This is a genomic window from Streptomyces sp. NPDC050509 (assembly GCF_044457965.1).
Lineage (GTDB): Bacteria > Actinomycetota > Actinomycetes > Streptomycetales > Streptomycetaceae > Streptomyces.
Map to the genome: position 1 here is coordinate 932,893 of NZ_JBITHL010000001.1, position 24,320 is coordinate 957,212.

Annotated in this window: 13 protein-coding genes; 4 read left to right on the forward strand and 9 right to left on the reverse strand. The window is 72.6% G+C overall.

What is annotated here, in order from left to right:
- Positions 1 to 56: 56 nt before the first annotated feature.
- Positions 57 to 1,592 (forward strand): hypothetical protein, encoded by a 1,536-nt coding sequence (locus tag ACIBJC_RS03640; protein ID WP_399287186.1) that lies wholly within the window; start codon positions 57 to 59, stop codon positions 1,590 to 1,592.
- Here the strand turns inward: ACIBJC_RS03640 and ACIBJC_RS03645 are convergent.
- A complete protein-coding gene (locus ACIBJC_RS03645; RefSeq protein ID WP_399287189.1) occupies positions 1,576 to 3,762 on the reverse strand; it encodes a tetratricopeptide repeat protein in 2,187 nt (728 codons plus the stop codon). The genes ACIBJC_RS03640 and ACIBJC_RS03645 overlap by 17 nt on opposite strands.
- 366 nt (positions 3,763 to 4,128) lie before the next feature.
- On the opposite strand from ACIBJC_RS03645, the gene ACIBJC_RS03650 reads away from it, so the two are divergent.
- Positions 4,129 to 5,043: a helix-turn-helix transcriptional regulator gene (locus ACIBJC_RS03650; RefSeq protein WP_399287192.1), complete on the forward strand. Its 915-nt coding sequence runs from the start codon at positions 4,129 to 4,131 to the stop codon at positions 5,041 to 5,043.
- A 126-nt stretch (positions 5,044 to 5,169) separates the two neighbouring features.
- Positions 5,170 to 6,531, forward strand: a complete 1,362-nt coding sequence (locus tag ACIBJC_RS03655; protein WP_399287194.1) for a D-alanyl-D-alanine carboxypeptidase — start codon at positions 5,170 to 5,172, stop codon at positions 6,529 to 6,531.
- Positions 6,532 to 6,584: 53 nt separating this feature from the next.
- On the opposite strand, the gene ACIBJC_RS03660 is transcribed toward ACIBJC_RS03655, so the two are convergent.
- From ACIBJC_RS03660 to ACIBJC_RS03680, 5 genes are all read right to left on the reverse strand, one after another.
- Complete coding sequence (locus ACIBJC_RS03660; protein ID WP_399287196.1) at positions 6,585 to 7,433, reverse strand: pentapeptide repeat-containing protein; 849 nt, start codon at positions 7,431 to 7,433, stop codon at positions 6,585 to 6,587.
- Between the two features lie 114 nt (positions 7,434 to 7,547).
- Positions 7,548 to 10,247 carry an ATP-binding protein gene (locus ACIBJC_RS03665; protein WP_399287199.1) on the reverse strand — a complete coding sequence of 900 codons (2,700 nt, stop codon included), beginning with the start codon at positions 10,245 to 10,247 and terminating at the stop codon, positions 7,548 to 7,550.
- A 266-nt stretch (positions 10,248 to 10,513) separates the two neighbouring features.
- Positions 10,514 to 16,663, reverse strand: coding sequence for a hypothetical protein (locus ACIBJC_RS03670; protein WP_399287202.1), 6,150 nt, complete (start codon positions 16,661 to 16,663; stop codon positions 10,514 to 10,516).
- An 89-nt stretch (positions 16,664 to 16,752) separates the two neighbouring features.
- The gene (locus ACIBJC_RS03675) at positions 16,753 to 19,047 is read right to left on the reverse strand and encodes a hypothetical protein (RefSeq protein WP_399287205.1); all 2,295 of its coding nucleotides are present in this window, start codon (positions 19,045 to 19,047) and stop codon (positions 16,753 to 16,755) included.
- A 347-nt stretch (positions 19,048 to 19,394) separates the two neighbouring features.
- The gene (locus tag ACIBJC_RS03680) at positions 19,395 to 19,520 is read right to left on the reverse strand and encodes a hypothetical protein (protein WP_399287209.1); all 126 of its coding nucleotides are present in this window, start codon (positions 19,518 to 19,520) and stop codon (positions 19,395 to 19,397) included.
- A gap of 503 nt (positions 19,521 to 20,023) precedes the next feature.
- On the opposite strand from ACIBJC_RS03680, the gene ACIBJC_RS03685 reads away from it, so the two are divergent.
- On the forward strand, positions 20,024 to 20,887 hold the full coding sequence (locus ACIBJC_RS03685; RefSeq protein ID WP_399287212.1) for a helix-turn-helix domain-containing protein: 864 nt from the start codon (positions 20,024 to 20,026) through the stop codon (positions 20,885 to 20,887).
- A 162-nt stretch (positions 20,888 to 21,049) separates the two neighbouring features.
- Here ACIBJC_RS03685 and ACIBJC_RS03690 read toward each other — a convergent pair whose 3' ends face one another.
- The 3 genes from ACIBJC_RS03690 to ACIBJC_RS03700 all read right to left on the reverse strand — a co-directional run bounded on the left by ACIBJC_RS03690 (position 21,050) and on the right by ACIBJC_RS03700 (position 24,297).
- Positions 21,050 to 22,018 (reverse strand): aldo/keto reductase, encoded by a 969-nt coding sequence (locus ACIBJC_RS03690; protein WP_399288106.1) that lies wholly within the window; start codon positions 22,016 to 22,018, stop codon positions 21,050 to 21,052.
- A 126-nt stretch (positions 22,019 to 22,144) separates the two neighbouring features.
- On the reverse strand, positions 22,145 to 23,623 hold the full coding sequence (locus ACIBJC_RS03695; protein WP_399287215.1) for an MFS transporter: 1,479 nt from the start codon (positions 23,621 to 23,623) through the stop codon (positions 22,145 to 22,147).
- Positions 23,620 to 24,297, reverse strand: a complete 678-nt coding sequence (locus ACIBJC_RS03700; protein WP_399287218.1) for a TetR/AcrR family transcriptional regulator — start codon at positions 24,295 to 24,297, stop codon at positions 23,620 to 23,622. The genes ACIBJC_RS03695 and ACIBJC_RS03700 overlap by 4 nt, the downstream gene beginning before the upstream one ends.
- Positions 24,298 to 24,320: the final 23 nt, after the last annotated feature.

Consider the following 24,320-nt stretch of genomic DNA (forward strand, 5'->3'; position numbering starts at 1 on the left):
TTTCGGCGGCCAACTCCACGAAATAAAAGGGAAGTTGACCGTCCTCTCCCACGGCGTTGGCTACAATAAGAGGCTGGCAACACCGGACACCGGACACCGGACACCGGACACCGGACACCGGACGCCCTTCGGCCGATGGGGATGCGGACGCCGATGAGGATGCCGGTGCGGCGGCGCCCGTCTTCGGGCTCTCTCCCGAGTGGCTGCTCACCGACGGCACACCGCTGGCGGACTCGCTGGTCCTCTCCCACCCCGAACAGGTGGAGCGGCTGCGCGCCGCCTGCCCGGAAGCCGTTCCCACCGCCGTCATCGCCGGTGACCCCTGCTTCGACCGCATGCTGGCCGCCCTGCCGTACCGCGAGCGCTTCCGCCGGGCCCTCGGTGTCCATCAGGGGCAGCGGCTCGTCCTGCTCAACTCGACCTGGAACCCGGACTCCCTCTTCGGCGACAGCGGGGCCGACGATGTGCTGCCGTCCGTGCTGCCGCGCCTCACCTCCGAGCTGCCCGCCGACACCTACCGTCCGGCGGCCGTGCTGCACCCCAACATCTGGCACGGTCACGGCCCCGGGCAGGTCCGCGCCTGGCTGGACCGGGCCCGGCGGGGTGGTCTGGCGCTGGTGGACCCCCTCGACGGATGGCGTCAGGCGCTGATCGCGGCCGATGTGATCATCGGGGACGGCGGTTCCGTGACCTACTACGGGGCCGCGCTCGGCACCCCCGTACTGCTGGGCGCGGCATCGACGGACGGCCTCGACGCGGGGTCGCCGGTCGCCGCGTTCGTACGGCGGGCGCCCCGGCTCTCGTCCCACGCGCCGCTCCGTCCCCAGCTGGAGGCGCTGCTGGACGGACGGCCTGGTCCGCCGCCGACTCCGGGCCCCCCGCCGGCCACGGAGCCGGAGCCAGGACCGGCCGAGCTGGTCTCGTCGGTCCCCGGTGCGGCGGCGGCCTTGCTCCGGCGCCACTTCTACGGGCTCATCGGCATCCCCGAGCCCTCGGAGCCCGCGCTGCTGGACCCGCTGCCGCTGCCGCCCTACGAGCGGGTCACCCGAACGGCCCCGCTCAGGGTGGTGACCCGGCTGCTGGGCGCGGGCGAGGTCGAGGTGGCCCGGTACGCGGATCGCCGGTCGGAGCCCCCGGGAGACGGGGACGCGCACACCGCCGTGCACGAGGACACCCTGGACCCCGGGCGGCTCGCCCTGGCGGATGTGATCTTCCGGTACGGCGCGGCGGACGACCCCCGGTTCGGCGGCCCCGAGCGGTGGACCGAGGAGGTGCTGGCCCGCCATCCGCACGGTGCCCTGGCGGCGTTCGTCGCCGAGGGCGGGGTGTGTACGGTCCGTACCCGCGCCGGATCCCTGCTGCGGCTCGTCGACCGTTCCCCCGACGGCCCCCTGTCCGGGACCGACCCCGCCGCCCATGCCTCCGCCCTCCATGCCTGGCTGGCCGGGGGAAGGACACTGGAGGAGCTGCCGGCGGGCGTGCTGACCGTGCGGACCGGCGCGGGCGTCCGTCAGGTGTCGGTCACACCGATCGTGCCGGTCACACCGGACGCATCGGTCGGCCCCGCCGCACCGGTCATTCCTGAGCGCTGACGCAGCGCTCGCGCAGGGCCCGCAGATGGGCGAGGTGGTGGGCGGCCCTCTCCTTGTCGAGTGTGGCCGTCGCCTCGTCGATCAGTGGCAGCGCGCTCTCCGGACGCCCCTCGGCGAGACGGGTCTCGGCCAGATCGGTGAGCGTCCTCGCCGCGTTGTACGGATCGGCGCCGGCCCGGAAGAAGCCGAGCGCCGTCTCCAGGCGCTCCGTGGCCTCGGGGAAGCGGCCGAGTCCCCGCAGGGCGCGGCCCCGGTGCCGCTCCAACAGGGCGCGGGCGCGCGGCAGATCGCGGGCGCCCTCGTCGTCGGGTCCTGCCCCGTCCAGGACGGCGGACGCCTCGTCGAAGCACGCGTACGCCTCCTCGAAGCGCCACTGCCGCAGCCGCAGCAACCCGAGCGACTCGACGGCGGACGCCTGCCCGCGCCGGTGCCCGGCCTCCTCCTCGGCCCGTACGGCGGCGGTCAGATGCGTCTCGGCCTCCTCGTACTGCCACAGCTCCATCAGATTCAGGGCCAGCAGCACATGCATGCGCCCGGCCATCCGGGATCCGGGGTGGTGGGTGTCCACCACCCGTGCCCCCGCGCGGAGCGCCGGAAGGATCTCGTCGTGGTGGCCCGCCTTGAGCTGGAGCGGCCAGAGGGCCTGGCAGAGTTGGTAGACGGAGTCGGGGTCGCCGAACTCCTCGGCGGCCAGCACCGCCTGGACGAGGTTGCCCAGCTCGGCGCGGAGGGCGGTGAGCGCCTCGCCCTCGTCGCCGTACGGGCCGGCGCTCGCCGCCAGTTCGTCGTAGAGCGGGCCGATCGCCCAGGCCTGCGGCAGGGCGGCGAGCCGCGCCCGTACCGCGAGGCGCAGATACCACCGCACCGTGCCGGTCATGGCCGCCGAGCAGGCCGCGATGCCGTCCGTGCGGAAGGCGGTCTCCTCCGCGTGGCCCCGGATCGCGGGACGGTAGCGGAAGTGGCCGGTGTCCGTCAGCTCCAGCAACTGCCCGTCGGCCAGCGCTCCGAGGGACCGGGCCGCCTCGGCCTCGGGGATCCCCGCGACCTGGGCGACGACGGCCGGTCCGAGCGCGGGCCACTCCCGCAGCGACATCAGCCGGTAGATCCGGGCCGTACCGGGCTCCAGCCCCCGGTACGTCCGCTCGGCCGCGGTACGGACGGGGTCGTGGGCGGACACGGAAGGATCCTCCTCCGTACGGTGCCGGGTCAGGGCCGGGTCGGACAGCGCAGCCGCCTCCGCCACCGGAACAAGATCCGGCTCCGGCTCCAGAAGAAGGGGCGCGGCTGCCCGCAGCGCGTACGGCGAACCGCCGCACCGCTCCAGTACACGCGGCAGCGCGGCGCGGGCGGCGGCCACGGTCTGTCTGCCCGCGAGTTCCGTGAGCAGCCGGCGCGCGTCCTTGTCGGAGAGCGGTCCGACCGGAACGGGCACCGCGTCCAGTCCGGGCAGCGGCCGGCGCGCGACCACCACCGTGAACACCCCGGGCGCGGAGGTCACCAACGGCCGGACCTGCGCGGAGGAGTGCGCGTGGTCGAGCACGACGAGCAACCGCCGGTCGGCCGCACAGCGCCGGAAGGCGGCGCGCCGGTCCGCCGCGCTCGGCGGGATGTCGTCCTGGTCCATGCCCAACTGGACCAGGAGACTGCGCAGCACCACGGCGCTGTCGAGAGCGGTCCCCGCGGAGGCGCCGCGCAGATCGGCGTAGAGCTGTCCGCCGGGGAACCGGGCGGCTTCCCTGCATCCCCAGTGGACGGCGAGGGCGCTGGTGCCGATGCCCTCGGGGCCATGGACCAGCGCGAGCCTGGGACGTCCGTCGGCCTTGCGCGAGGCCTCCCGCTCCAGCAGCCTCATCGGTTCCTGACGGTCCGTGAAGAACCGTACGGAGGGCGGCAGTGCGGGTATGCCGTCCACCGTGGCGGGGAGAGGAGCCGTACGGACGAACGCCGCCCAGGCGCGGGCGAGCGCGGGATCGTCGCGTATGCCGTCGTGGACGAGCCGGGCCACGGCGGACAGCTCGGCCGGTCCCGAGGGCGCGGCCACCTCCCGCCCGACGATGCGCCGCACCAGGCCGCCGGCCGATTCCCAGGCCCACTTCCCCGCCTCGTTGGCCATCCCCGCGCCCACGGCGGCCAGCGCCGCGGCGATCGCCGCCGACATGGGATCCAGCATGTCCCGCTCCCCCGCTCCCCTGATCTGTGGCCCGGCGTCGGAGCACGCCTCGCACCACGGTTCGGGATCAACGGTAGTCCTGATCAGGGCCCTTCGGGCAAGGTTGGCGTCTACTCGCAAGACTCTCCCCGGAACGTGGCATTCAGGAATGCGCGCCGCGGTGGCGGGGAAGAGGTGCGCGGGAACGGGCCAGGACCGCGCGGCCCCGGCCTCTGCCCCGGCCCCGGTCTCTCCCCCGGCCGGGCCGCCTCCCCGGGCCGCCTCCCCGGCCCTCCCCAGCCCTCCCGCACCGCCGCCGACCAGGGCACCCGTCCGGGTACCCGCCGGTATCAGGCGGGGGCAGCCGTACGCGCTGATACTGACCCCATGACCCGACACGGAGAGCTGGGCACGGCCCTGCACCGCTGGCGTGACCGGATCGCCCCGGCCGAGGCCGGGCTGCCCGCGGACGAGCCCGGCAGGACGGGCGGGCTGCGGCACGAGGAGCTGGCCCGGCTGACCGGTCTGTCCGTGGACTATCTCGTCCGGCTGGAGGAGGGACGGGCCACCTCCCCTTCCGTGCAGGTGCTCACCTCGCTGGCGTGCGCCCTGCGGCTCTCCGACGACGAGCGCCGCCATCTCTTCCTGCTCGCCGGGCAGTCCCCGCCCGCCGTCGGCCGGGTCCCCGACCACGTTCCCGCCAGTGTGCGGCGGCTGCTCGGGCGGCTCGCGGGGACCCCGATCGGGGTTCATGACGCGTCCTGGAACCTGATCACCTGGAATCCGCTGTGGGCCGCCCTGGTCGGTGACCCCGCGCAGGCCCCGCCCCGCGGGCGCAACGCCGCCTGGCAGCACTTCACGGGCCAGCCCAGCCGGATCGTCCACACCGTGGAGCAGGAGGCCGGGTTCGAGGCGGCGCTCGTCGCCGATCTGCGGGCGGCCACCGTGCGCTACCCGACCGATGTGCGGCTGCGCTTCCTCATCGGTGAGCTGCGGCGCGCCAGCAGCCGGTTCGCGGTGCTCTGGAACTCCCGGATCGCCGGTGCGCACGGCAGCGGGACCTGGACCGTCCATCACCCGGATGTCGGACCGGTGACGGTCGACTGCGACACGCTCACCGTGCCGGGGTGCGATCTGCGGATCGCCGCCTACTCCGCGGCGCCCGGCACCGACGCCGCCGAGAGGCTCGCCCTGCTCGATGTGATCAGTACGGACGTGATCGGTACGGACGTGATCGGTACGGACGTGATCGTTACGGACGTCATCGGCACGGATCCCGCCGCCGCGCCCGCCGAGCGCTGAGTTCCCCGCGGCCTCGGCCGCCTCACCCGATCGGGTGCCCGGCCGGGAGGGGCCGACCGGGGTGGTGATACATCCGGTCGGCCCACGCGAGGGGCGCGCCGCGCGGTCCGTTCCTACCGTGGCCGAATGATCACCAGATCCGTGATGCGCTCCGCTCTCTCCGGCACAGCGGCTCTCGCCGCCGGCCTGCTGGTCCTTCTGCCGGCGTCCCACCCGGCCGCCGCGGATTCCCGTACCGATCCGGTCGTACGGGCGCCGGGCCTGCCCGAGGGCGCCGCGATCGCGGTCGCGGGCGCCCCCGGCACCCCAGCCCCGAGCGGTTCGGCCACCCCGCACCGCTCGGTGGCCCCGGCCGCGCCGGCGCACCTCGGCGCGGGCCCCGAGGTACCGGTGGACGGTTCGCTGCTGCGCCGCGACGGTGTCCAGGTCCTGCCCGCGCATGGCACGCCCGCGCCGCCGGAGCTCTCCGCCCTGTCCTGGCTGGTCGCCGACGCCCGGACGGGCGAGGTGCTCGCCGCGCGCGACGCCCACCGCCAACTGCCGCCCGCCTCCACCCTCAAGACGCTCTTCGCCGTCACCACGCTGCCGCGGCTGTCCGAGCACGCCGAGCACCTGGTCACGGAGGAGGAACTGGACGACATCGGTCCGGGCAGCAGCCTGGTGGGGGTCGTCCCCGGCGTACGGTACGAGGCTGCCGACCTGTGGCGGGGCGTCTTCCTCAGCTCCGGCAACGACGCCGTACGCGCCCTCTCCGAGATGAACGGCGGCCTGGACGCGACGGTCAAGCAGATGCGGGACAAGGCGAAACTGCTCGGCGCGCTCGACACCCATGTGGTCTCCCCCGACGGCTACGACGCCCCCGGCCAGGTCTCCTCGGCGTACGACCTGGCGGTCTTCGGCCGTACCGGGCTGGCCTCGCCGGACTTCGTCCGCTACAGCTCGACCGTCGACGCCGAGTTCCCCGGCTACGGCGGCACCTTCGGCATCATGAACACCAACCGGCTGCTGACCGGCGCCGACGGGGTCGCGGCGTACCCGGGGCTGATCGGTGTCAAGAACGGTTACACCACGGACGCCGGCTACACCCTGGTCGCCGCGGCCCGGCACGGCGACCGCACCCTGATCGTGACGGTGATGAACCCGCAGTGGGGCGGGGCCCACGCCGTGTACGAGGAGGCCAGGGAACTGCTGGACTGGGGGTTCGGCGCCCATGGCCGGGTGACCCCGGTGGGGTCGCTCCGGCCGCCCGCGGCGCCCCTGCCGCCGCGCCCGACGGTGGAGGCCGCGGGTCCCGAGCCGGGTGCGGTCGAGAAGGCCGTACGGGCCCACCCCGTGCCGTCGGCGACGCCCGCCGCGCACGCGCAGGCGGCCGGGTCCGGGATCGGGGGCGTCCTGCCGGTGGCGTTCATCAGCGCCGCCGCTCTCTCGGGGCTCGCGCTCTTCCTCGTACGGCGCGCCGGTGCCAGGAGCGACCCGGCCGACGGGTGAGACGGGGCGCTGCGGCTACCGGTGGAGACGGCGCCTACCGGTGAGCGCGGCGGCTACCAGTGGGCGGGGCGCACGAGAGGCGGTGGCAGCCTGGTGTCCGCGTCGCCCCGCGCCGCGTTGACCTGGGGCTGGACGAGGAAGATGCTGCCGGTCAGATCGGCACCGCGCAGATCGGCGTCCCGGAGGTCGGCCCCGATCAGGTCGGCCAGCCGCAGGTCGGCGCCGCGCAGGTCCGCGGCGATCAGATACGCCCCGCGCAGGTCCGCGCCGCGCAGATCGGCGCCCTTGAGCCGGGCCCCGAACAGGTCGGCGCCCCTGCGGTTCTTCTTCTTGCCCCTGACCTGGGCCCGGACGAGTTCGCTGGTCCGCAGCAGCAGGGGGTTGACGGCGGCGCGGCGGGCCGCGACGTCCAGGGCCAGCAGGGTGGCGGGGTCGGCGAGGGTGAGGCGTTCGATCTCCTCCAGCGCGGCGCGGAGTTCGCCGTGGAGCGCGCGGGCCGGCTCCAGGGTGAGGGCCTCGGTCAGATAGCGCAGGAGTTCCTGGAGCTGGCGTACCACGGGGAGCAGCGCGAACATCTCGTCGGCGGTGCCGGGAGCCTGCCGCCAGTCCTGTCCGCCGTAGGTGATCCGGGAGATCTTCTGCCCGGCGCCGAAGCAGTCGTAGACGGTGCAGCCCTGGAAGCCGCGCTGCCGCAGCTCGCGGTGGACGGAGCAGCGGAAGTCCGTACGCAGATGGGAGCAGGGTTTCCCGGCGGCCTTGTGCACGGGGAAGTCGGCCGAGACGGAGAAGGTCAGGGCGACGCAGCACAGCCCGAAGCAGTTCGCGCAGTCGGCCCGCAGCCCCGGGTCGTCGAGTGCGGCGTGGCCGGCGCCGTGGCCGGTGGGGTCGGGCTGGTGGGACAAGGGGTCCGGTCTCCTGTCACGGAATGGGCGTGTGGTCAGAGCCTACTGTCCGCCCTGTGCACGCCCGCCCTCCCCCAGGCCTCTCGTTCGGATCCCGCCCGTCCCCCGGGCGTCTCAGCGCTGCGCGTGGTGGGACTCCATCGCCAGGCGTGCGCGGGCCGCCAGCCCGTCGGCGCCGCAGCTCTCGGCGAGTTCGAGCCCGCAGGACAGTTCGGCGTGGAACCCGGCGGCGATGCCGTACTCGACCCGTGCGACGGCGCGTTCGTACGCGCAGGGCGACGCTTCGAGGTGGGCGACGGCCTGCGCCAGCAGCTCGACCCGTTCCGGGCCCTCCTTCAAGGACGCCGTGCAGCAGAGCGCCACCCCGATGGCGGTGTGCGTGCCGAAGCGTTCGGCGCGGTCCCTGGCGTACGAGGCGAGCTGGGCCGCGCGGCGCGGGTCCTCGTCGGCGAGCGCCCGCGCGAGGTCGAGCGCCCAGGGCGCCATGACCACGCTGTGCCGTCCCCGGGCCAGCAACGCCTGTCCGGCCGCCTCCAGTTCGGCGACCGCCTCGCCCTTGCGGCCGAGGGCGAGCAGCAGCCGGCCGCGGACCGAGGGGGCGTCGGGGATGACGATCGTCGAGGAGTACGGCGGCGCGAACGCGTACCGCTCGGCGGCCTCCCCGGCCTCTTCGACATGGCCGCGGGCGAGCAGCGTGTCGATGAACATGCAGACGGCGTCCCAGTTCATCGGCAGGCCGTTGCCGACCCGGTCGGCCAGGCGCAGGCTCTCGCGCAGATACATCTCGGCGTCGGCGAGCCGGCCGCGCCTGCGGTGGACGTAGCCGACCAGCGCGTGGGCGAAGGCGAGATGTCCGCCGCTCCAGCCGGAGATCTCGAAGGCGCGCAGCGCCTCGGTGAACAGGCTCTCGGCGCGGTCGAGCCGGTCGGCGAAGGCGTACGAGAGCCCGAGGAGGGCCGGGGGTTCGAAGCCCCATCCTGGATCGGCCCAGCCGACACCGGGCGGCAACGCGCCGTCCTTCAGGGCGCGTTCACCGATCTGGACGACTTCCTCGGCGCTCTCGCCGCGGGCCGTGCCGTCGAAGGCGCGCAGCATCAGCAGGACGCGTTCGGTGTTGTCCCGCCCGCTGAGTGGCGCCACCGTCCGGGCGAGACGGCGCGAGCGGTCCGGGCCGTCCTCCTCTATGGCCTGGACGCCCTCCCAGAGGAAGTGCGCGGCATGGAGCCGCATCCGGGAGGGGCCGTCCTCGGTACGGGCGGCCTCGGTGGCCACCACGTGGGCGGCGTCGCCGGTCTGGTTGTTGTGCGTCAGGGCCTGCGCGAGCCGGAACACCACGTCCACGCGCAGGGCGTCGTCGAGGTGCGGGGTGTCGAGCGCGGCGCGCAGATGACCGACCGTGGTGGCGGGCGAGGTCAGCAGGGTGGAGCAGCCCAGCTCGTACAGGAGGGGTCCCCGTACGGTGGACAACGGCGGTTCCGCCAGGGCCCGTTCGAGGCAGCGGCGCGCGGCGTCCGGGGCTCCGACCGCGAGGTGTTCCGCGGCGGCCTCCCGTAACTGCTCGACGAGTTCGGGGTCGCCGTCGGGGTGCACTTCGAGGAGGTGCGGCGCCGCGGCGGCGGCTCCCCGGCCGCTCCGGGAGACCGCCCAGGCGGCGAGGCCGTGCATCGCGGCGCGTACGGCCGGCGGGATCGCGCGGTAGACGGCCCCGGCGATCAGCGGATGGACGAACTCCAGCGGGTCGGAGCCGACGAGGATCCGGGCGGCGCGCAGCCGCTGCGCGCACTCGGCGGCCTCCTCGTCGCTCATGCCCGCGAGCGAGATGGTCAGGTCGAGAGAGATGTCCGTGCCGAGGATCGCGGCGGCCCAGGCGAACCGGGTGGTGGCCGTGCCCAGTTCCTCCAGCCGTGCGATGAGCCCGGTGCCGCGCGCGGAGGCGCCCAGGGCGCGCAGTTCGCCGGCGTTGGTGCCGACGGGGTCGATCGCGCTGTCCCGTACCTTCGCGAGGAGTTCGACGCTCTCGTACGCGTTGCCGCCGGTCACCTCCCACACCTCGCGGCAGAACGGATCGTCCGCGTGCTCCCCGAGCGCGGCGCGCGCGAGCCCGGCCGTGGCGTCGGGGGTGAGTTCACGGAGGGTGACCAGCAGCCGGGCCGCCGCGCCCAGCGTCCTCAAATGCTCCTCGGCCTCGCCGACGGCCTCCTCGGTGCGGTAGCCGACCACCACGAGGACGGGCAGGGCGCGCCCCGGGCGCCGCGCGAAGGAGGCGAGCCAGGCGAGGGTCTCCAGGTCGGCCCACTGCGCGTCGTCCACGGTGAGCAGGAGCGGGCCGTGCACCCCCGCGAGCCGTTCGACGAACGCGTCCAGGCCGTCCCTGACGCCCTGCGGATCGGCGGGGTGGTCACCGGGCGGCAGTATCCCGAGCGCGGGACCGACGATCTCGTACCGCTCGCCGAGCAGGCCGGCCGCGGCCCCGTACGCGTCGCGCCCGCCGTCCTCCGCGTGCTCGCCCGGCCCGTCCGGGGATTCGGCGACCACGAGTGCGGGCTGGAGGAGTTGCCGTACGACATGGAACGGCACGGAGGTCAGGCTCTCGCCGCCCCGCGCGGCCCACACGGCGCAGCGCCCGGCGGCGAGCCGGCGCACCTCGGAGAGCAGCGCGGTCTTGCCGAGCCCGGCGGCGCCCCGGTACACGAGGACCCCACCGGAGGGCGTCGCTCCGCACAAGGCGTCCACCGCGCGTGCCGCGGCGGCCAGTTCGGGTTCACGCTCCAGCAGCGGGAGAGCGACCATCTGCTCCGGCGGATGCACCGGCATCCCTCCCCCTCCCTCTCGGACAGCGCCCAGGTCACGTGACGAGCCTAGACCCGGAGCGCACCGAGTGGACCCGAATATGCACGAATTCGGCAGTTCGACTGCGCATCGACGCGGAAAGGAGTAAGGGAGTCCGTGGGTACGGAGTACGGTCGAGCAAGGCGTCCCGGACATGCTCGCGGCCGAACAGAGCCACCGCCGGCGCCATCGGTCTCGTACCGGGGCGGCCGCTCCTCACGGAGAGGCCGCCCCGGTACATCACCCGGTCGTCACCCGCCGCACGACCAGCAGCCCAGCAGCACGGGTTCCAGCCTCAGCCGTGAACCGTCACGTTCGAACACCTGAAACGCTTCCAGGCACGCGGAGACCCAGTCGGCGTCCTGTTCCCCCGCTCCGGCCAGATCGATCGCGGCGTGGATGTCGCCGTCCTCAGCCCACGCACCACCGAACTCCTCGACCACCGCACGGTATCCGGCAGCGACGAGCGGATCCGCGGTGAGTCCCGAGGCGTGGACCAGTTCAGCCGCAGGCGCCTTTTCCTGGAGCTCGTCGATGAGCAGGCGGAGAGCCCGATCCTGGTCCCCGCATGTGCCGTGCAGTTCGGCGGCCCGGTCGAGAAGTACCGGCCAGCCTCCCGTTGCCTCCAGCAGGCGGGTCACTCTCTCCTCGGTGTCGAAGACGCCGCCTTGAGCCCATGACTTCAGACCACGCCAGTCGTGGCGTCGCAGCACGACCGCCAAGGACGCCACCCCGGCGGGGGCGGACAGCAGCTCCCGCCACAGGGCGAGTTGGCCGGTCCCCGCGACGAGGACAACGGCCCTGGTGACACCGGCCCGTTCGGGAACGGTCTGGCGTGCCAGTGCCAGGGACTCACGGCAGGAGTCGTCGCTCACCCCGTGGCGCGCGAGATCGCTGATGACGACCCTTCGCTCCCCCGGCCGTCCCGCGCCGAGTTCCTGGCGGAACACACCGATACGCCCGATGGGCGGCAGCACCCACTCGTCCACACCGCGGGTGACGTCCCGCAGTGTGTCCTCGACATCACCGACGTTCGTAGCGGCGGTACCGAGCACGATCCGGGTCTGGTTGGTGCGTTCACCCAGAAGATCGTTGACCTGGGTGACGGTGAGCGGGGCCGGCCTGCCTCCGGAGAGCTCGGGCCGTCCCGCCAGCACAACGGTCTCCTCCAGAAGGCACTCGCTCTCGGCACTGAGCAGTTGGCTCTCGATCTCCTGGGCCGTGCCGATCATCCGCAGCGCGTTGGGTCCGCGCAGATGCCAGCCGCGGCCGTCATGATTCGGAGCGAGCACCCCGAGCCCCACCATCTCCTGGAGGTAGGCACGGAATCCCTCGCTGTCGAGCCCGCTGAATCCCACGGGCCACCAACTGGCGCACTCGTCGCGCAGCTCCATATCGCTCAGTCTGGCTTCCAGCCCGTTGTCCCGGGCACGCCGCGCCAGCACATTGGCGATGACGTTGTAGCGGTCGTCGAGCGTGAGGGTCTCCTTGAACGCCGCGGTAATACCGTCCCGCAGTGAGGGGTCCGACTCGACGGCCTCCACCTCGGAGGCCTCGATGGCGTACGGAGGCCCTGCCGTGTCCCCACGGGTTCGCCGTCGCTGCATGACCTCCACCAGCCGGCTGCCGAACATCTGGAGCAGGAAGGGCTGGTACGAGCAGTAGCCGAGCACCCGGTTCACCAGGTCCACGTCGGCGAACTCGAAACCCAGCGCCCGCATGGGAAGTGCCAGCAGATCGGCCGCGTACTGCGGCCTCAGCGGTCCCACCACGGTCGGGGTCTGTGCCAGGTGGCTGAACGGCCCGTTGCGGGCCAGCCGGGTGAACCGTTGCACGGAGTGCAGTCCGGCGAAGACGACCTTCATGCGTCCCGGGGTCTCCACGCAGAGGCCTTTGAGTCGCCGGGTCTCGGTGCAGTGCGGGGCATCGGCCTCGAAGAACAGATCGCACTCGTCCATCAGGATGAGCAGCCGCCGACGGGGATCCGCGTCCAGCCATTCCTTGATGCCTGACCGGACCCTGCTCCAGGGATGGGTGGCACGGGACTTGCGCCGCGGTTGAGGCGGCAGTACCTGGAGACTTGTCAGCTCGTGGTCCAGAACGTTCCAGATCGTCTCCGACCCCAGCGCCTTGCCCTTGCCGATGTTGTGGTGGTCGAGGTTGAGGTAGACCGTGCAGTGATAGCCGGGCTGCTGCTCGGTGAAACGGTCGCCCGCGTCATTGAGCAGGGCCGATTTGCCGAGTCCGCGCCCACCGAAGATGATCTGCGTACCGTCGGGATCGAGGATCTTCTTGCGCTCCGCATCGCGCCCGTAGAACATCTCACGTCCGATGCGGCCACGTTTCTCCTTGATGTACGGGTTGACCCCGGAGAACGGCAGCAGTGTTTCCGTCGCCACACTGACCTGCCGGTTCCCACGGGCCGCCAGGTACGCGAGGGCCGCGTCGTCCACCACCATGAGCGGCGCGCCGCCGGAGGACTCCCGGGCCAGCTCCGCCCTGGCATCAGGTCCGAGCGTGCCGAAGTAGACGACGAGCAGGCTTTCACCGCTGGGCTCCTTCGCCGCCCGGCTCAGTACCAACTGGGCCGGCGGGCGTCCCCAGAGCAGCAGAACGCGCAGCCTGCTGCCCTGTTCGAGGATCTTCGTACCGAACGCGGGGGCCCAGGCACGGCCGTTGATGTCGATGTCCATGACATCGACGAAGCGGTACTCGTTGCTGCGCGGCAGATCGTTGCGCACGGGCGCCTTCGTGGCCTCGTAGCCGATGAGCCGCAGCGCGGGAAGCAGCAGGTCACGTCGGACGTTGAGCCGCTCCTTGGGTTCGGTGGCGGCGAGTTCCCGCCATCCGTCCAGAGCGGTCGCCGCCTGCGCGGCCTCGTCCTCCGAGAGATGCGTGTAGTCGAGGACGGGCAGGTCCGGATGGCATCGACGCCCCCGGACCGTCGCGATGAGCTCCGTGGTGATCCCGCCGGGCAGCCCCGCGGGCACACCCGGGAAGAATCCCGCGAGGTGCGACTCCCCGGCCAGGATCTCCGGTACGGGCTCCCCCAGTTCGAGGAAGTAGACGAGGTCCGCCGCGGTGGCGAGGCCGTCGGTCTCCAGGTGGCGCAGTACCTGCCCGCGCTCGTCGGGGCTGACATCGGGCAGGGCGTCCAACCGGGCCCGCAGCCGGTCGGCGGCCTCCTTGCGGTACCGGGGCAGCAGCTCAGCGACCCGGGCGAGGGTGCGCCGTACCGGAGCCAGCTCGCGCGGTGTCCCGTCCTCCGCCACGGGGAGGGCGTCGGCCAGGAGTTCCTGGAGTGTCACATCCTGGTCGTCGGAGAGCGCGCCGTCCGCCTGTGCCCGCCGGAGCTCGGCGGCACGTTCCTGATGGCTCTCGGTCAGCTCCGCGCGGCGGCGCACCGCCGACTCGTCGAGGCGGGTGCGCCACGCCTCGGGCCGGCTCAGCGAGGTCGTTCCGGGCAGGGTTCCCCGGTGGTGCAGGTCGAGGATGCGCCGCGCCATCGCGAACTCGTCCTGTTCGAGCTGAAGTTCCAGCGCCTGGTCCCAGGTCCTGTCCACGGCCGCGAGCAGATCCTCCAGCGACGGCTGCTCGCCCGGCCCCAGCGGGATCTTCAGCAGCTCCGCGTCGATCACCCGCTGCGCGTCGTCCTCCGGTTCGGAGCGCTGGACCGCCGCTCCGTGTTCAAGTTCCTGGAAGAGGCGGGTGAGGCTGTCATGGGCCGCCCGGGCCGTGGCGGTGCGCAAGGCGCTGGGACTGCCACTCGCCGCCGCCAGTTCGCTCAGGACGGCTCCCTGTTGCGCGAGGACGCTTCTGCGCATGTCGGAGATCTCTCTCACCGCCCAGTCGTTGTCGACAACCTGGTTGCGGCGCAGCGCCTCGTTGCTGTTCAGCCAGGCTTGGGCCCAGTCCACGGCGCGTTCGACGACATGCACCAGATCCTGTCGCCCGGAGCCCTGGAGAGGGCGACCACTGGAGCCGCGGAGTTCCCGGTCCCGGCGGTCGATCTCGGTGTGGACCTCGGACAGCCGCGACAACCGCTCAATGGTCGCGCGTGCCGTCGTGTCCGCTCCGGGTTCGTCGTTCGCGATGCCCAGCAGCATCGCGCCCAGCATTCCGTCCGCGGCCAGCCATCCCTTGGCGATGGTCGTCGCCCTGTTGTACCGCAGGCGCTGCGGTTTCAGCAGATCACGGCAGCGTTCGGCGATCTCCCGCAGCCCGGCCTCGGACTCGGACGCATCGGCGATGACCGCCATCGGAGGCGCGGTCAGCAGGGCGGTGTTCAGCGCTCTGTCGGCCACCGCCATCGCGATGCCCGACAGTCCTTCGGGGAGCCGTGGGGCCAGCGTCTTCAGTTGGGCGCCTGTCACCGCCTCTCCGGTGACCAGTGCGGCACGTACGAGTGCGGGGAGGAGCAGCAGTTCGGTTCCGTCACTGGGGTGCGTGGCGAGATCGTCCCATCGCTGGATCGCCTCGCCGACGACCCTGGCACCGCTGCCGGATCCAGGACGGAGAACGGCCGCGGCAGCCGCTACGCTCAGCGCGGCCGACTCGTCCTCGGGGCGCCCCGCGGCGCGCGAGACGCCGGCCGCGAGTCCGAAGCGTCCCTGGGAGACGAGCCTGAGGAGGGCGCTCTCGGCGGAGGCTGTCAGCGGGCGGGCTTCTGCCGCCACGGCGCCGTCGGACGACGGCGGTTCAGGAGAGGGCTGCTCGGGCTGGGCGGGCACGGTCGTCGAAATCCCGGGAACGTCCACCGGTACGGTCCGGGTGGCTACGGCCATAAGGGCCTGGGCCTGCCCGGAGTCCGCGGGCGTCTCCTCGCCCGACCGTGCGCCATCGCGCGGTAACTCCACGGTCGGGTCGGGCGCCGCCGGAAGATCCGCCGGGCTCCCGACCGGGACAGCCGCGCTCTCGTCGGCCTTCTCGGTCCGGGCGGTCACGATGGCGCTGGGTTCCGTGGCCGGTTCTCCGGGCGGACCTGCTGTGGCCTGTGCCGTCTCCTGCCCCGCCCGCTGTCCGGGCAGGTCCCTCGTCCCGGGGTGCGAGGGCAGTGACAGTTCCTGATGCATCACCGCGGCCATCACACACTCCGGGAGATGCTTGCCCACCCGCTGGGTCAGGGCGTTGACCCGGGAGTCGGCATCAGGTCCGTCCCTCAGTTCCACCAGGTGCACCAAGGCGGTGAGCGACTCCAGTTGTGCCCGCTCAGGTTCGCCCCAACTACGGGCTCCGAGAAGCTGCCGGGCCCGCTGGTGGGCCGCGTTCAGTGCCGAAGCCGCGAACCCGTCGTCGCGGCATTCGATGGCCAGCAGGGTGTGGAGGGCCTGCCGCTCAGCCGCGTCCCGGTCCCGTTCGACGCGATAGGCGCCCACCACGCGGGTCAACTCGTCCAGCCGACGTAACGGGGCGCTGTGCCCGGCGGCGGCCAGGACTTCCTCGGCGCGGGCGAACTTCTCCGCCAGGGAGGAGAGCTGCCGCAGGTCGCCCGGGGCGGGAGGGCGACCGTCGTCGAGCGTCTCGACGATACGCCGTGCGTCTCCCTGGGCAGCCCGGAAGGAAGCGGTGAGCGCCGTGTAGGCGGAAAGCACCGCGTCGCTCTCCCTTTCCTCCGCCGGCTCCTCGGCCCGCTCGGCGTCCTCGGCCGAACCCCGTGGTGTCGGAGCGGGCAGGGGTTCACCGGCGTCCGTACGGGAGCCGTCCCCTTGAGGCGGCTCGACCCTGGAGAGGGCATCAGCGGTGACGGACTCTCCCGCACGAGCGGGTCGGACGTCGTCCCCCTCGGCGCTAGCCGGCTCCCCACCCCTGGTGAAGCCGGGGGTCGCCTCGACGACGCCGGCGGCCGCCTCGCGTACGGCCTCCAGGCCCTTGACGCCCGCGTCGAGACCGAGCCAGTCCCGGTCGGCGGCCCACATCAGCACCCGGGCGTCGAACGCGGATGCCTGGCACCAGGCGAAGACGGTCAGCCGGACCAGCGTGTCACCCCACCGTGCCACCGGGTCCGCGAGCGTTCCGGTATCGGACTTCGGGTCGCTGCCCTGGGCGACGGCGGCGCGCTGCACATCCACGGACACACGTGCCGTCAGCCGCCGGGCGGAGCAGGAGCAGCCGTTCTGTTTCGCCGCGCGACGCATGCGGTCGCCTACATCGCGGCAGAGCGACTTGCTCGCCCTGCGGGGGGCGGCCAGATTGATACCCAGCCCCCGCAGCAGTGCCTGGCGTTCCTTGTACGTGACGGAGTTGAAGGCCAGCTCGACCATGTCGGACGTGAGCTCGTCCAGCGCGTCGGCGACCGGGGTGCCCAGCGCGTTGAGTGCCGCCGCGAGCGATCCGAGCAGCGCCGGTGGGGTGCCCGGCGGAGACAACGGCGGCTCCGCGCTCACGTAGTACCGATCGTGCATGCGTACTCCATTCCTGTGTGACGTTGCCGAGTGAAGCGAGAGAGGCGCGAGGGCTTGGCGGGCCACCGGCTCCGACGGACGGACAGTGGTCAGCGGCCCCTGGTGTGGGGTGTGACGAATGTGTAGCCGACCGGCAGTTCCCAGCCGTCGGCCTTGCCGAGCTGTCGGCAGTACTCCCGGAAGGCCACGCGCTGCCCCTCACTGGGCGAACTTCCCGGCAGCAGACGCCGTACGTGCCCGGGGACGTGGTGCAGCGCCACGGACTCCATCGGCCGGCTCCTGCCCGGCCCTTCGGGTTCGCCGGCCGGGCGCGGGAGGGCGATCGGATCCGGGGTGTAACCGACGAGGGGAATCACCCGCTCGCCGGGGCGCCCTGGATGGTGCGGGTGACCGTCACGGTCACGGCTGCCGAGGGCCGGGTAGAGGCTGCCGGACGCGAAATGCCGCTCCACGGCAGCTTCCAGGGTGTCGCGGGGACACGTCGCGGGGCGGCCCCGGCGGTACTCCGCCCCGTACACGGTGGAGGGGAGCACCGCACGATCCAGCAGCGCGTGGCCGTCCGGGGCCAGGAACCCGCAGCGGCGCACGGCCCGCATCACCAGTCCGTCGGTGTCGAGTCCGGCGGCGGAGTCACGGGTACGAGAACTTCCCGGGGCGTCCTCGCGGGTGAGGACGGACGGATCGTAGACATGCCCGATGACCCGCCCCTCCACCGATACGGGCGTGTCCAGCGGCATCGTGGTGGCGTGAATGACGCGTCCGCCACGCGGTAGGCGCAGCCGCAGTTCGAGACCGGGGAAGAAGTCGGGCGGCCAGAGGACAGGCAGCAGCCGCCCTGTGTCGTCATCCAGTTCGGCTCGGGTGTGCTGCGTCGCCTCCGCCTCCGTCAGCCCCTGCCCTGGGTGGGCGAGCTCCAGTCGTACGGCGAGCTGCCCGGAACCGGCACCCCGCAGCGCGTCGACGACCACCGACCGCAGCGGCAGGTATCCCCCGGCAAGGTGGGCGAGCCGCAGCGGCAGCCGCCAGACGATCCCGGTGTCATCGATCCTCAGCAGTTGCCCGGGCCCCAGCTCGGCTGTGTCCGGGAGCGGCAGGTCCACAGGCTCAGGCGGTTGGTCGTCCTGACTCGGTTCGAAGGACCGGAGGGTTCCGCGCCAGCCACGTCCCGCCGCCTGGAGCGGGTCGTCGCCCTCGTCCGTGCCGGGGTGACGGGACCGCCATACCCCGCCGCCCTCGAAGGGGTCGTCAAGGCTGACCCTGACGCCGTTGTCGAACAGGCCGTTCTCGCTCTCGCCCCGGAGCACATCGGCGAGCGCGAGGTTCGACCGGCACACTGCCGCGGCGTACCCGACGCCTTTGAGCAGCGGTTCGGCCCCAGGAAAGTGGCGCAGCCGTGGCCCGATCGCGGTATGGACGGTGATCGGGGCGGGTAGGCCGTAGCGCCGCCGGACCGCCGGTCTGGCCGCGTTCCGCAGGGTGGCCGCCAGAGTACCCATGTCGTCCCCGCCCAGCGGCCCTTCATCGCGCCAGCAGGCGGCGAGGGACGCGCACGACATCGCGTAAAGGCCCCACATGCGCACCGCATCGCTGGAGGCGAGCACGCGCCCCACCACATCGAGGAGGCGGCTCAGTGTGTGGGACAGCCGCTCCTCGTCCCGTCCTCCGGCCAGTTGGGCGAGGGACATCGGCACGGTGGGGCTGAGCAACTGCGCCCGCCCCGTCGCCAGAAGGTGGGCGGCGTAGGCGTGTACATCGCCACGCTCGGCCGACTCCCCTGACGGATACACGGCGTTGACCAGGACGTGCCCGTTCTGATCGATCCAGCGCCGCTGCGCGCGGAAACGACCCAACTGGGCGCTGCTCGGACTCAGCGCGTCGCCGAAGACGTGCAGGTCGGGAACGAGCAGCTCACGGCGCTCGGGTATGTTCTCGGAGCACGGCCTCCCCGGCCCCTCCGCACCGACGGGGGCTCCGGACACCCAGTCAGGTACATCGCCGAGTTCTCCGCTCTCCGGATGTCTGCCTTCCTTGTAGACGATCTCCGCGTACAGCGGCTGCGATCCGGTGGCGATGTGCACCATCGCGCCGACAGGCAGGGCTGGGGCGCTCTCTCCGAAAGCGACCACGGGAAAGGCGTCGAGGTCGAGCGGGCTGCCGCCGTATCCGTCGCCTCCCAGGTCATAGCCGAAGTAGACGGCGTTGAAGGCCACGGATACATGGACCGGCGCGCGCCGGGCGGAGACGAGGGCCTCCAGATACGTCCGTAACCGGTCCAGTTCCGCAGTCGGCACGGCGTCGTACCCGTCGGCCATGGCACGCGTCAGCAGGGGCTCGTCCTCGTACGGGCGCCACACCCTGTTCCGTGTCTCCGAGACCGTGGCCATATGCTCCCGCCTTCCTGAGGACTCCACCAACCATCACGCGGGCCGCCGACTGCCTCACGCTCTGTGATCTCAGGAGGCTACGCTCAACCTGCCCCACCAGGAACATCTTTGAAGATATTCCGTGAAGAATGATCGTTTTTGGTGTTTACCGCACAGGAAGCCAGAACACATGACTCACGCAGTTCCGCGATTCACGAGGAGCGGGCGCAGGTCCCGTCGCCGCCGGAGTTCCCCCATGTGATCGGCGGCCCTCCGCGGCGCCGCGCCACCACGGACGAGACTACTGGCGCCGCGAGGGAGCCGTCGGCCGACGCCGGACCCACCCTCTCCGCAGGCCCCGACCGGGCTCAGCCGGTGATCGTGACGTCCTCCGTGGTCCAGGCCGCCGCCCGGTCGCTGAGGGAGAGGCCGAGGCCCGGGCGGCTGGGGACGGTCATGCGGCCGTCGCGGAGTTCCAGGCGCTCGTTGAACATCGGTTCCAGCCACTCGAAGTGTTCGACCCAGGTGACGCTCGGGTGCCGCGGCGAGGTGGAGGTGGATCTCCACCATCACCTCGCCGCGACCACCAGAGCGCCGATCAGCAGTGGTTTGCGCCGCCCCGTGCGGTCGCCGATTCGGGCGAGGGTGAACATGGCGGAGATCGCGTATATCCAGGGCAGCTCCGTGTGGTGTCAAGACCCACGACAGACCCACGAGACCCACAACAGCCCCGGGAAGAAGCCGAAGAGACCGACGAAAGCCCGGCCGGAGCCCCGTGAACGCCGATGGGGCCGCGCCCCGGCTGTGGGACGCGGCCCAGGGTCCGCCTTACGACGGCCGGATCTCACCGCCTTCGCCTTGCCTCCCCCTCCTCCGCCGTTGCTCCTCTTCGTGTGCGGCCCGCCGCACAGACATCACGAGCCGTCAACAGGGCCTCCTCACCCCCGTACCGCTGTGACAGACTCCCCGGTATGGCACCGGTCGTCGGGGGTGGAGTGTGAGTGAGCCTCGGTCTGCCCCCACCATCGGGCAGCTCGTTCTCGGCAGGCAGCTCCGGAACCTCCGCGAGAGGGCCGGGTTCAGCCGGGAGCAGTCGGCGAGGCTGCTCCGGGTCACCGCCGCCACGGTCCGCCGGATGGAAACCGCCGAGGTCTCCCTCAAGATCCCCTACCTCCAGTTCCTGCTGCCCGAGTACGGGGTGGGCCCCCAGGACACCGAGGTCTTCCTCCGGCTGGCCGAGGAGGCCAACAAGCCCGGCTGGTGGCAGCGGTTCCACGACATACTCCCCGACTGGTTCAGCGGATACGTCAGCCTCGAAGAGGCCGCGAAAACCATCCGCTCGTACGAGCCGCACTTCGTGCCGGGGCTGCTCCAGACCGAGGAGTACGCACACGCCGTCCTGGCCACGGGGGCGGTCGGCCGGACCACCGACCCGCACCGGATCGAGCGCCATGTCGCCTTACGGATGGAGAGACAGGCGCTGCTCACCCGCTCCGACGCCCCGGCCTTCTGGGCCGTCCTGGACGAGACGGTGCTGCGCCGGCCCGTCGGCTCGAAGGCCGTGATGCGCGCCCAGATCGACCGGCTGATCGAGGCGGTCGAGATGCCGAACGTGACGCTCCAGATAGCCGAGTACGGCGCGGGGCCGCACCCCGGCACGTACAGCCCGTTCGTCCTGTTCCGCTTCGACATCCCCGAAGTGCCCGACATGGTCTACATCGAGTATCTGACCGGGGCGCTCTATCTGGACGACGCCCACGAGGTGTCCGCGCACATGCAGGCGATGGACCGGATGGTCACCCACGCGGAGCCCGCGAACCATACGAAGCAGCTTCTGGCCGCTTTCCGCCGGGAACTCTGAACCCGTAACCCTGAACTCGTAACCCTGAGCCCGTCACTCCGCACGCCGGAAACCACCGCGGGCCGGAAACCACCGCGGGCCGGACACACCGAGGGGCCGACCGGCTTCTCCTCCGGTCGGCCCCTCGTACCCGGGCCCTGCCACGTCACCCCGTGCCGGTGGCTACGCCACTGCGCTGTCCGCCAGCAGAGCGTCGATCGCCGCCAGTTCCCGCTCCGTCAGGGGCGCGGCGTCCAGGACGGCGAGGTTCTGGTCGAGTTGGCCGACGCTGCTGGCGCCGATCAGCACCGAGGTGACGCGCGGGTCGCGCAGCACCCAGGCCAGCGCGAGCTGGGCCAGGGTCTGGCCACGCTCGCCCGCGACCTTGTTGAGCGCGTGCAGCAGGGTCAGCTTCTCGTCGCTGAGCGCGTCCCGCTTGAGGAAGTGGCCGACGGCCATCCGCGAGTCGGCGGGCACCCCGTTCAGATAGCGGTCGGTGAGCTGCCCCTGCGCGAGCGGCGAGAAGGCGATGACCCCGGCGCCGACCTCGTCGGAGGCGGCGATCAGCCCGTTGTGCTCGATGACGCGGTCGAGCATGTTGTACGCGTGCTGGTTGATCAGCAGCGGGGTGCCCAGCTCCTTGAGGAGTTCGGCCGCGCGCCGCATCTGCTCGGGTGGATAGTTGGACAGCCCGGCGTACAGGGCCTTGCCCTGCCGTACGGCCGAGGCCAGCGCCCCCACCGTCTCCTCCAGGGGGGTGTCCGGGTCGAAGCGGTGCGAGTAGAAGAGGTCGACGTACTCGACGCGCATCCGGCTCAGCGACTGGTCGAGGCTCGACAGCAGGTGCTTGCGCGAACCGAACTCGCCGTACGGACCCGGCCACATGTCGTAGCCCGCCTTGGTGGAGAGGAACAGCTCGTCGCGGTAGGGCCGGAAGTCCTGCGCGTAGACCGTCCCGAAGTTCGCCTCGGCGCTGCCGTACGGCGGGCCGTAGTTGTTCGCGAGGTCGAAGTGGGTGACGCCCCGGTCGAACGCGCGGCGCAGCACGGCGCGCTGGTTCTCCAGCGGGGCGGTGTCACCGAAGTTGTGCCACAGGCCCAGGGAGACCTGGGGCAGCCGTACGCCACTCAGACCGCTGCGCTGGAACCGCATGCCCTCGTAGCGGTCGGCGGCGGCGAGGTAGGGCGGTCGTTTCAACGAACTCTCCTGTGGGGTCGGGCGGGGCGTGAGGGCCGGTTCACCAGGAGCCCGGCGCCTCGACGCTACACACGAGTCGGACTATTGGGAACGCCCGGCCAAGATCCGAAGGTTTCCGCCGGACCCGCTGCCCGGGACCGCCCCGGGCCCGGGCAGCCTCGTCGCGAACAGTGCGCCGAGCACGGCGACGGCCGCGAGGACCGGCAGCGTGGAGCCCATCGCTTCGAGGAAGACTTCCCCAGCACCGGGCCCACTCGGCCCGTCCGGCCCGCTTCCGGAGAGGGTGAGCAGCGTGGCGGCCGTGGCGACGCCCAGCACCGGGCCGATGTTCATCGCCGTCTGCTGGAGCCCGCCGGCCACTCCGGCCCGGGCGACCGGCGCGTGGCGCACGACGACGGCCGTCGCGGTGACCATGACCGTACCGAAACCGGCCCCCAGCACGAGGAAGCCGCCGCTGACCCACAGGAGTGGCGAAGCGCGGTCGAGCGGGGCCAGCACCAGGATGCCGAGGGTGATCAGGAGCATCGCCGGCCCGGCCGTCCCGCGCGGCCCCCACCGGCGGGACAGCACCGCGGCGGCGGGTGCGCTCAGCACCATCAGCACGGCCAGGGGCAGCACCCGCACCCCGCTTTCGAGCGGGTCCATCGCGAGTACGTCCTGAAGGAAGTACGTGGCGACGAAGAGGGTGCCGAACAGCGCGGCCGAGGCGCACAGAAGGACGGCGAGCGCCGGGCCGAGCGCCGAGCGGCCGAGGAGGCCGGGCGGCACCAGCGGGTTCGCGGTCCGCCGTTCGTGGCGTACGAACGCGGTGGCGGCGACCGCGACCGCCAGACACCCCAGCGCCGTCGCCGGTGTCCAGCCGGTCCCCGGCAGCCCGACGAGGGTGTGGACCAGACCGGCCAGGGCCACCGCGAGCAGCCCGGCGCCGGGCAGGTCGAGCCGGGCGGTGGCGTCCCCCGGCCGGTCCGGGACCCGGACGGTGAGGGTCAGGACGCCGATCACGAGTGCGGGGACGACGTTGAGGAGGAAGACGGCGCGCCAGCCGAAGTGGGCGGTGAGCGCGCCGCCGACGACCGGGCCCGCGGCGGCGGCCACCCCGATGGCGCCGGTACGCAGGGCGATGGCCGCAGCGAGCCGGTCGGGCGGGTACGCGGCACGCAGCATCCCGAGGGTGGCCGGTTGCAGCAGGGCGCCGAAGACCCCCTGGACGACGCGCAGCCCGATCACCCAGCCGGCGCCGGGCGCCAGGCCGATGCCCGCCGAGGCGGCGCCGAAGCCGAGCATCCCGACGGCGAAGATCCGGCGGTGGCCGTACCGGTCCCCGAGCCGTCCGGCGAGGACGAGCAGGCCGGCCACGGCGATGAGGTAGCCGGTGCTGGTCCACTGGACCTGGGGGAAGGTGGCGTGCAGATCGCGCCGCATGCTGGGCTGCGCGATGGTCAGTACGGTGCCGTCGAGGGCGACGATCGCGGCGCCGGTGACGCTCCCGGCGAGGACCAGGCGCTGCGGGAGTCCGGCTCTCCCGGGCGCTCCGTGCTTCGTCGCCTCTTGGACGTTCACGGGCGCTCCGGCCCGAGGTGCGCGTCGAGCGCGGCGCGGAGCAGCGGCTCGGCGTCGTCGACACCGGAGGCGAGCTGGAGACTGCCCCAGGCCCACAACTGCGCGATGCCGTGCAGATTGGCCCACAGCGCGCCCGCCACCACCTCCGGCGTCGGCGACCCCTCGGAGCGGGGCCTCACCCGGGCGACCAGATCCACGAGCACACCGAAGAGCGGCAGGCTGGTCTCCCGTAGCCCGGGAGCCTGTCCGGGCCCGCCGTTCTCCAGCAGGTCGTGGCGGAACATCAGCTCGAACATGCCGCGGTTGGCGGCGGCGAAGCCGAGATAGACGCGTCCGAGCGCCAGGATCCGGGCGCGCGGGCCCACCGCCCTCCCATCGACCACCGCCTCACCGTCCGCCGCTGTCCTGCTGTCCGCCACCGCCTCACCGTCCGCCGGCCCACCGCCGTCCGCGACCGCCGCGGCGGCCTCGGCCGCGAGTCCGGCGAAGCCCTGGTGCGCGATGGCGGACAGCAGGGCGGCGTGTGTCGGGAAGTAGCGGCGCGGCGCGCCGTGCGAGACCCCGGCCTGCCGGGCGATCTCGCGCAGGGAGAGCGCCTGCACCCCCTCCCGGGCCACGAGATCGACACCGACCGCCACCAGACGGGCCCGCAGGCCCGCGTCGTATGCACTCATAGACACTGTCCACCACCCTGGGT

Bases quoted from the DNA above. Each gene is read 5' to 3' on its own strand.
- ACIBJC_RS03645 (WP_399287189.1), bottom strand. From the start codon at position 3,762: ATGCTGGATCCCATGTCGGCGGCGATCGCCGCGGCGCTGGCCGCCGTG.
- ACIBJC_RS03650 (WP_399287192.1), top strand. From the start codon at position 4,129: ATGACCCGACACGGAGAGCTGGGCACGGCCCTGCACCGCTGGCGTGAC.
- ACIBJC_RS03655 (WP_399287194.1), top strand. From the start codon at position 5,170: ATGATCACCAGATCCGTGATGCGCTCCGCTCTCTCCGGCACAGCGGCT.
- ACIBJC_RS03665 (WP_399287199.1), bottom strand. From the start codon at position 10,247: ATGCCGGTGCATCCGCCGGAGCAGATGGTCGCTCTCCCGCTGCTGGAG.
- ACIBJC_RS03670 (WP_399287202.1), bottom strand. From the start codon at position 16,663: ATGCACGATCGGTACTACGTGAGCGCGGAGCCGCCGTTGTCTCCGCCG.
- ACIBJC_RS03675 (WP_399287205.1), bottom strand. From the start codon at position 19,047: ATGGCCACGGTCTCGGAGACACGGAACAGGGTGTGGCGCCCGTACGAG.
- ACIBJC_RS03680 (WP_399287209.1), bottom strand. From the start codon at position 19,520: ATGTTCAACGAGCGCCTGGAACTCCGCGACGGCCGCATGACCGTCCCC.
- ACIBJC_RS03690 (WP_399288106.1), bottom strand. From the start codon at position 22,018: ATGCGGTTCCAGCGCAGCGGTCTGAGTGGCGTACGGCTGCCCCAGGTC.
- ACIBJC_RS03700 (WP_399287218.1), bottom strand. From the start codon at position 24,297: ATGAGTGCATACGACGCGGGCCTGCGGGCCCGTCTGGTGGCGGTCGGT.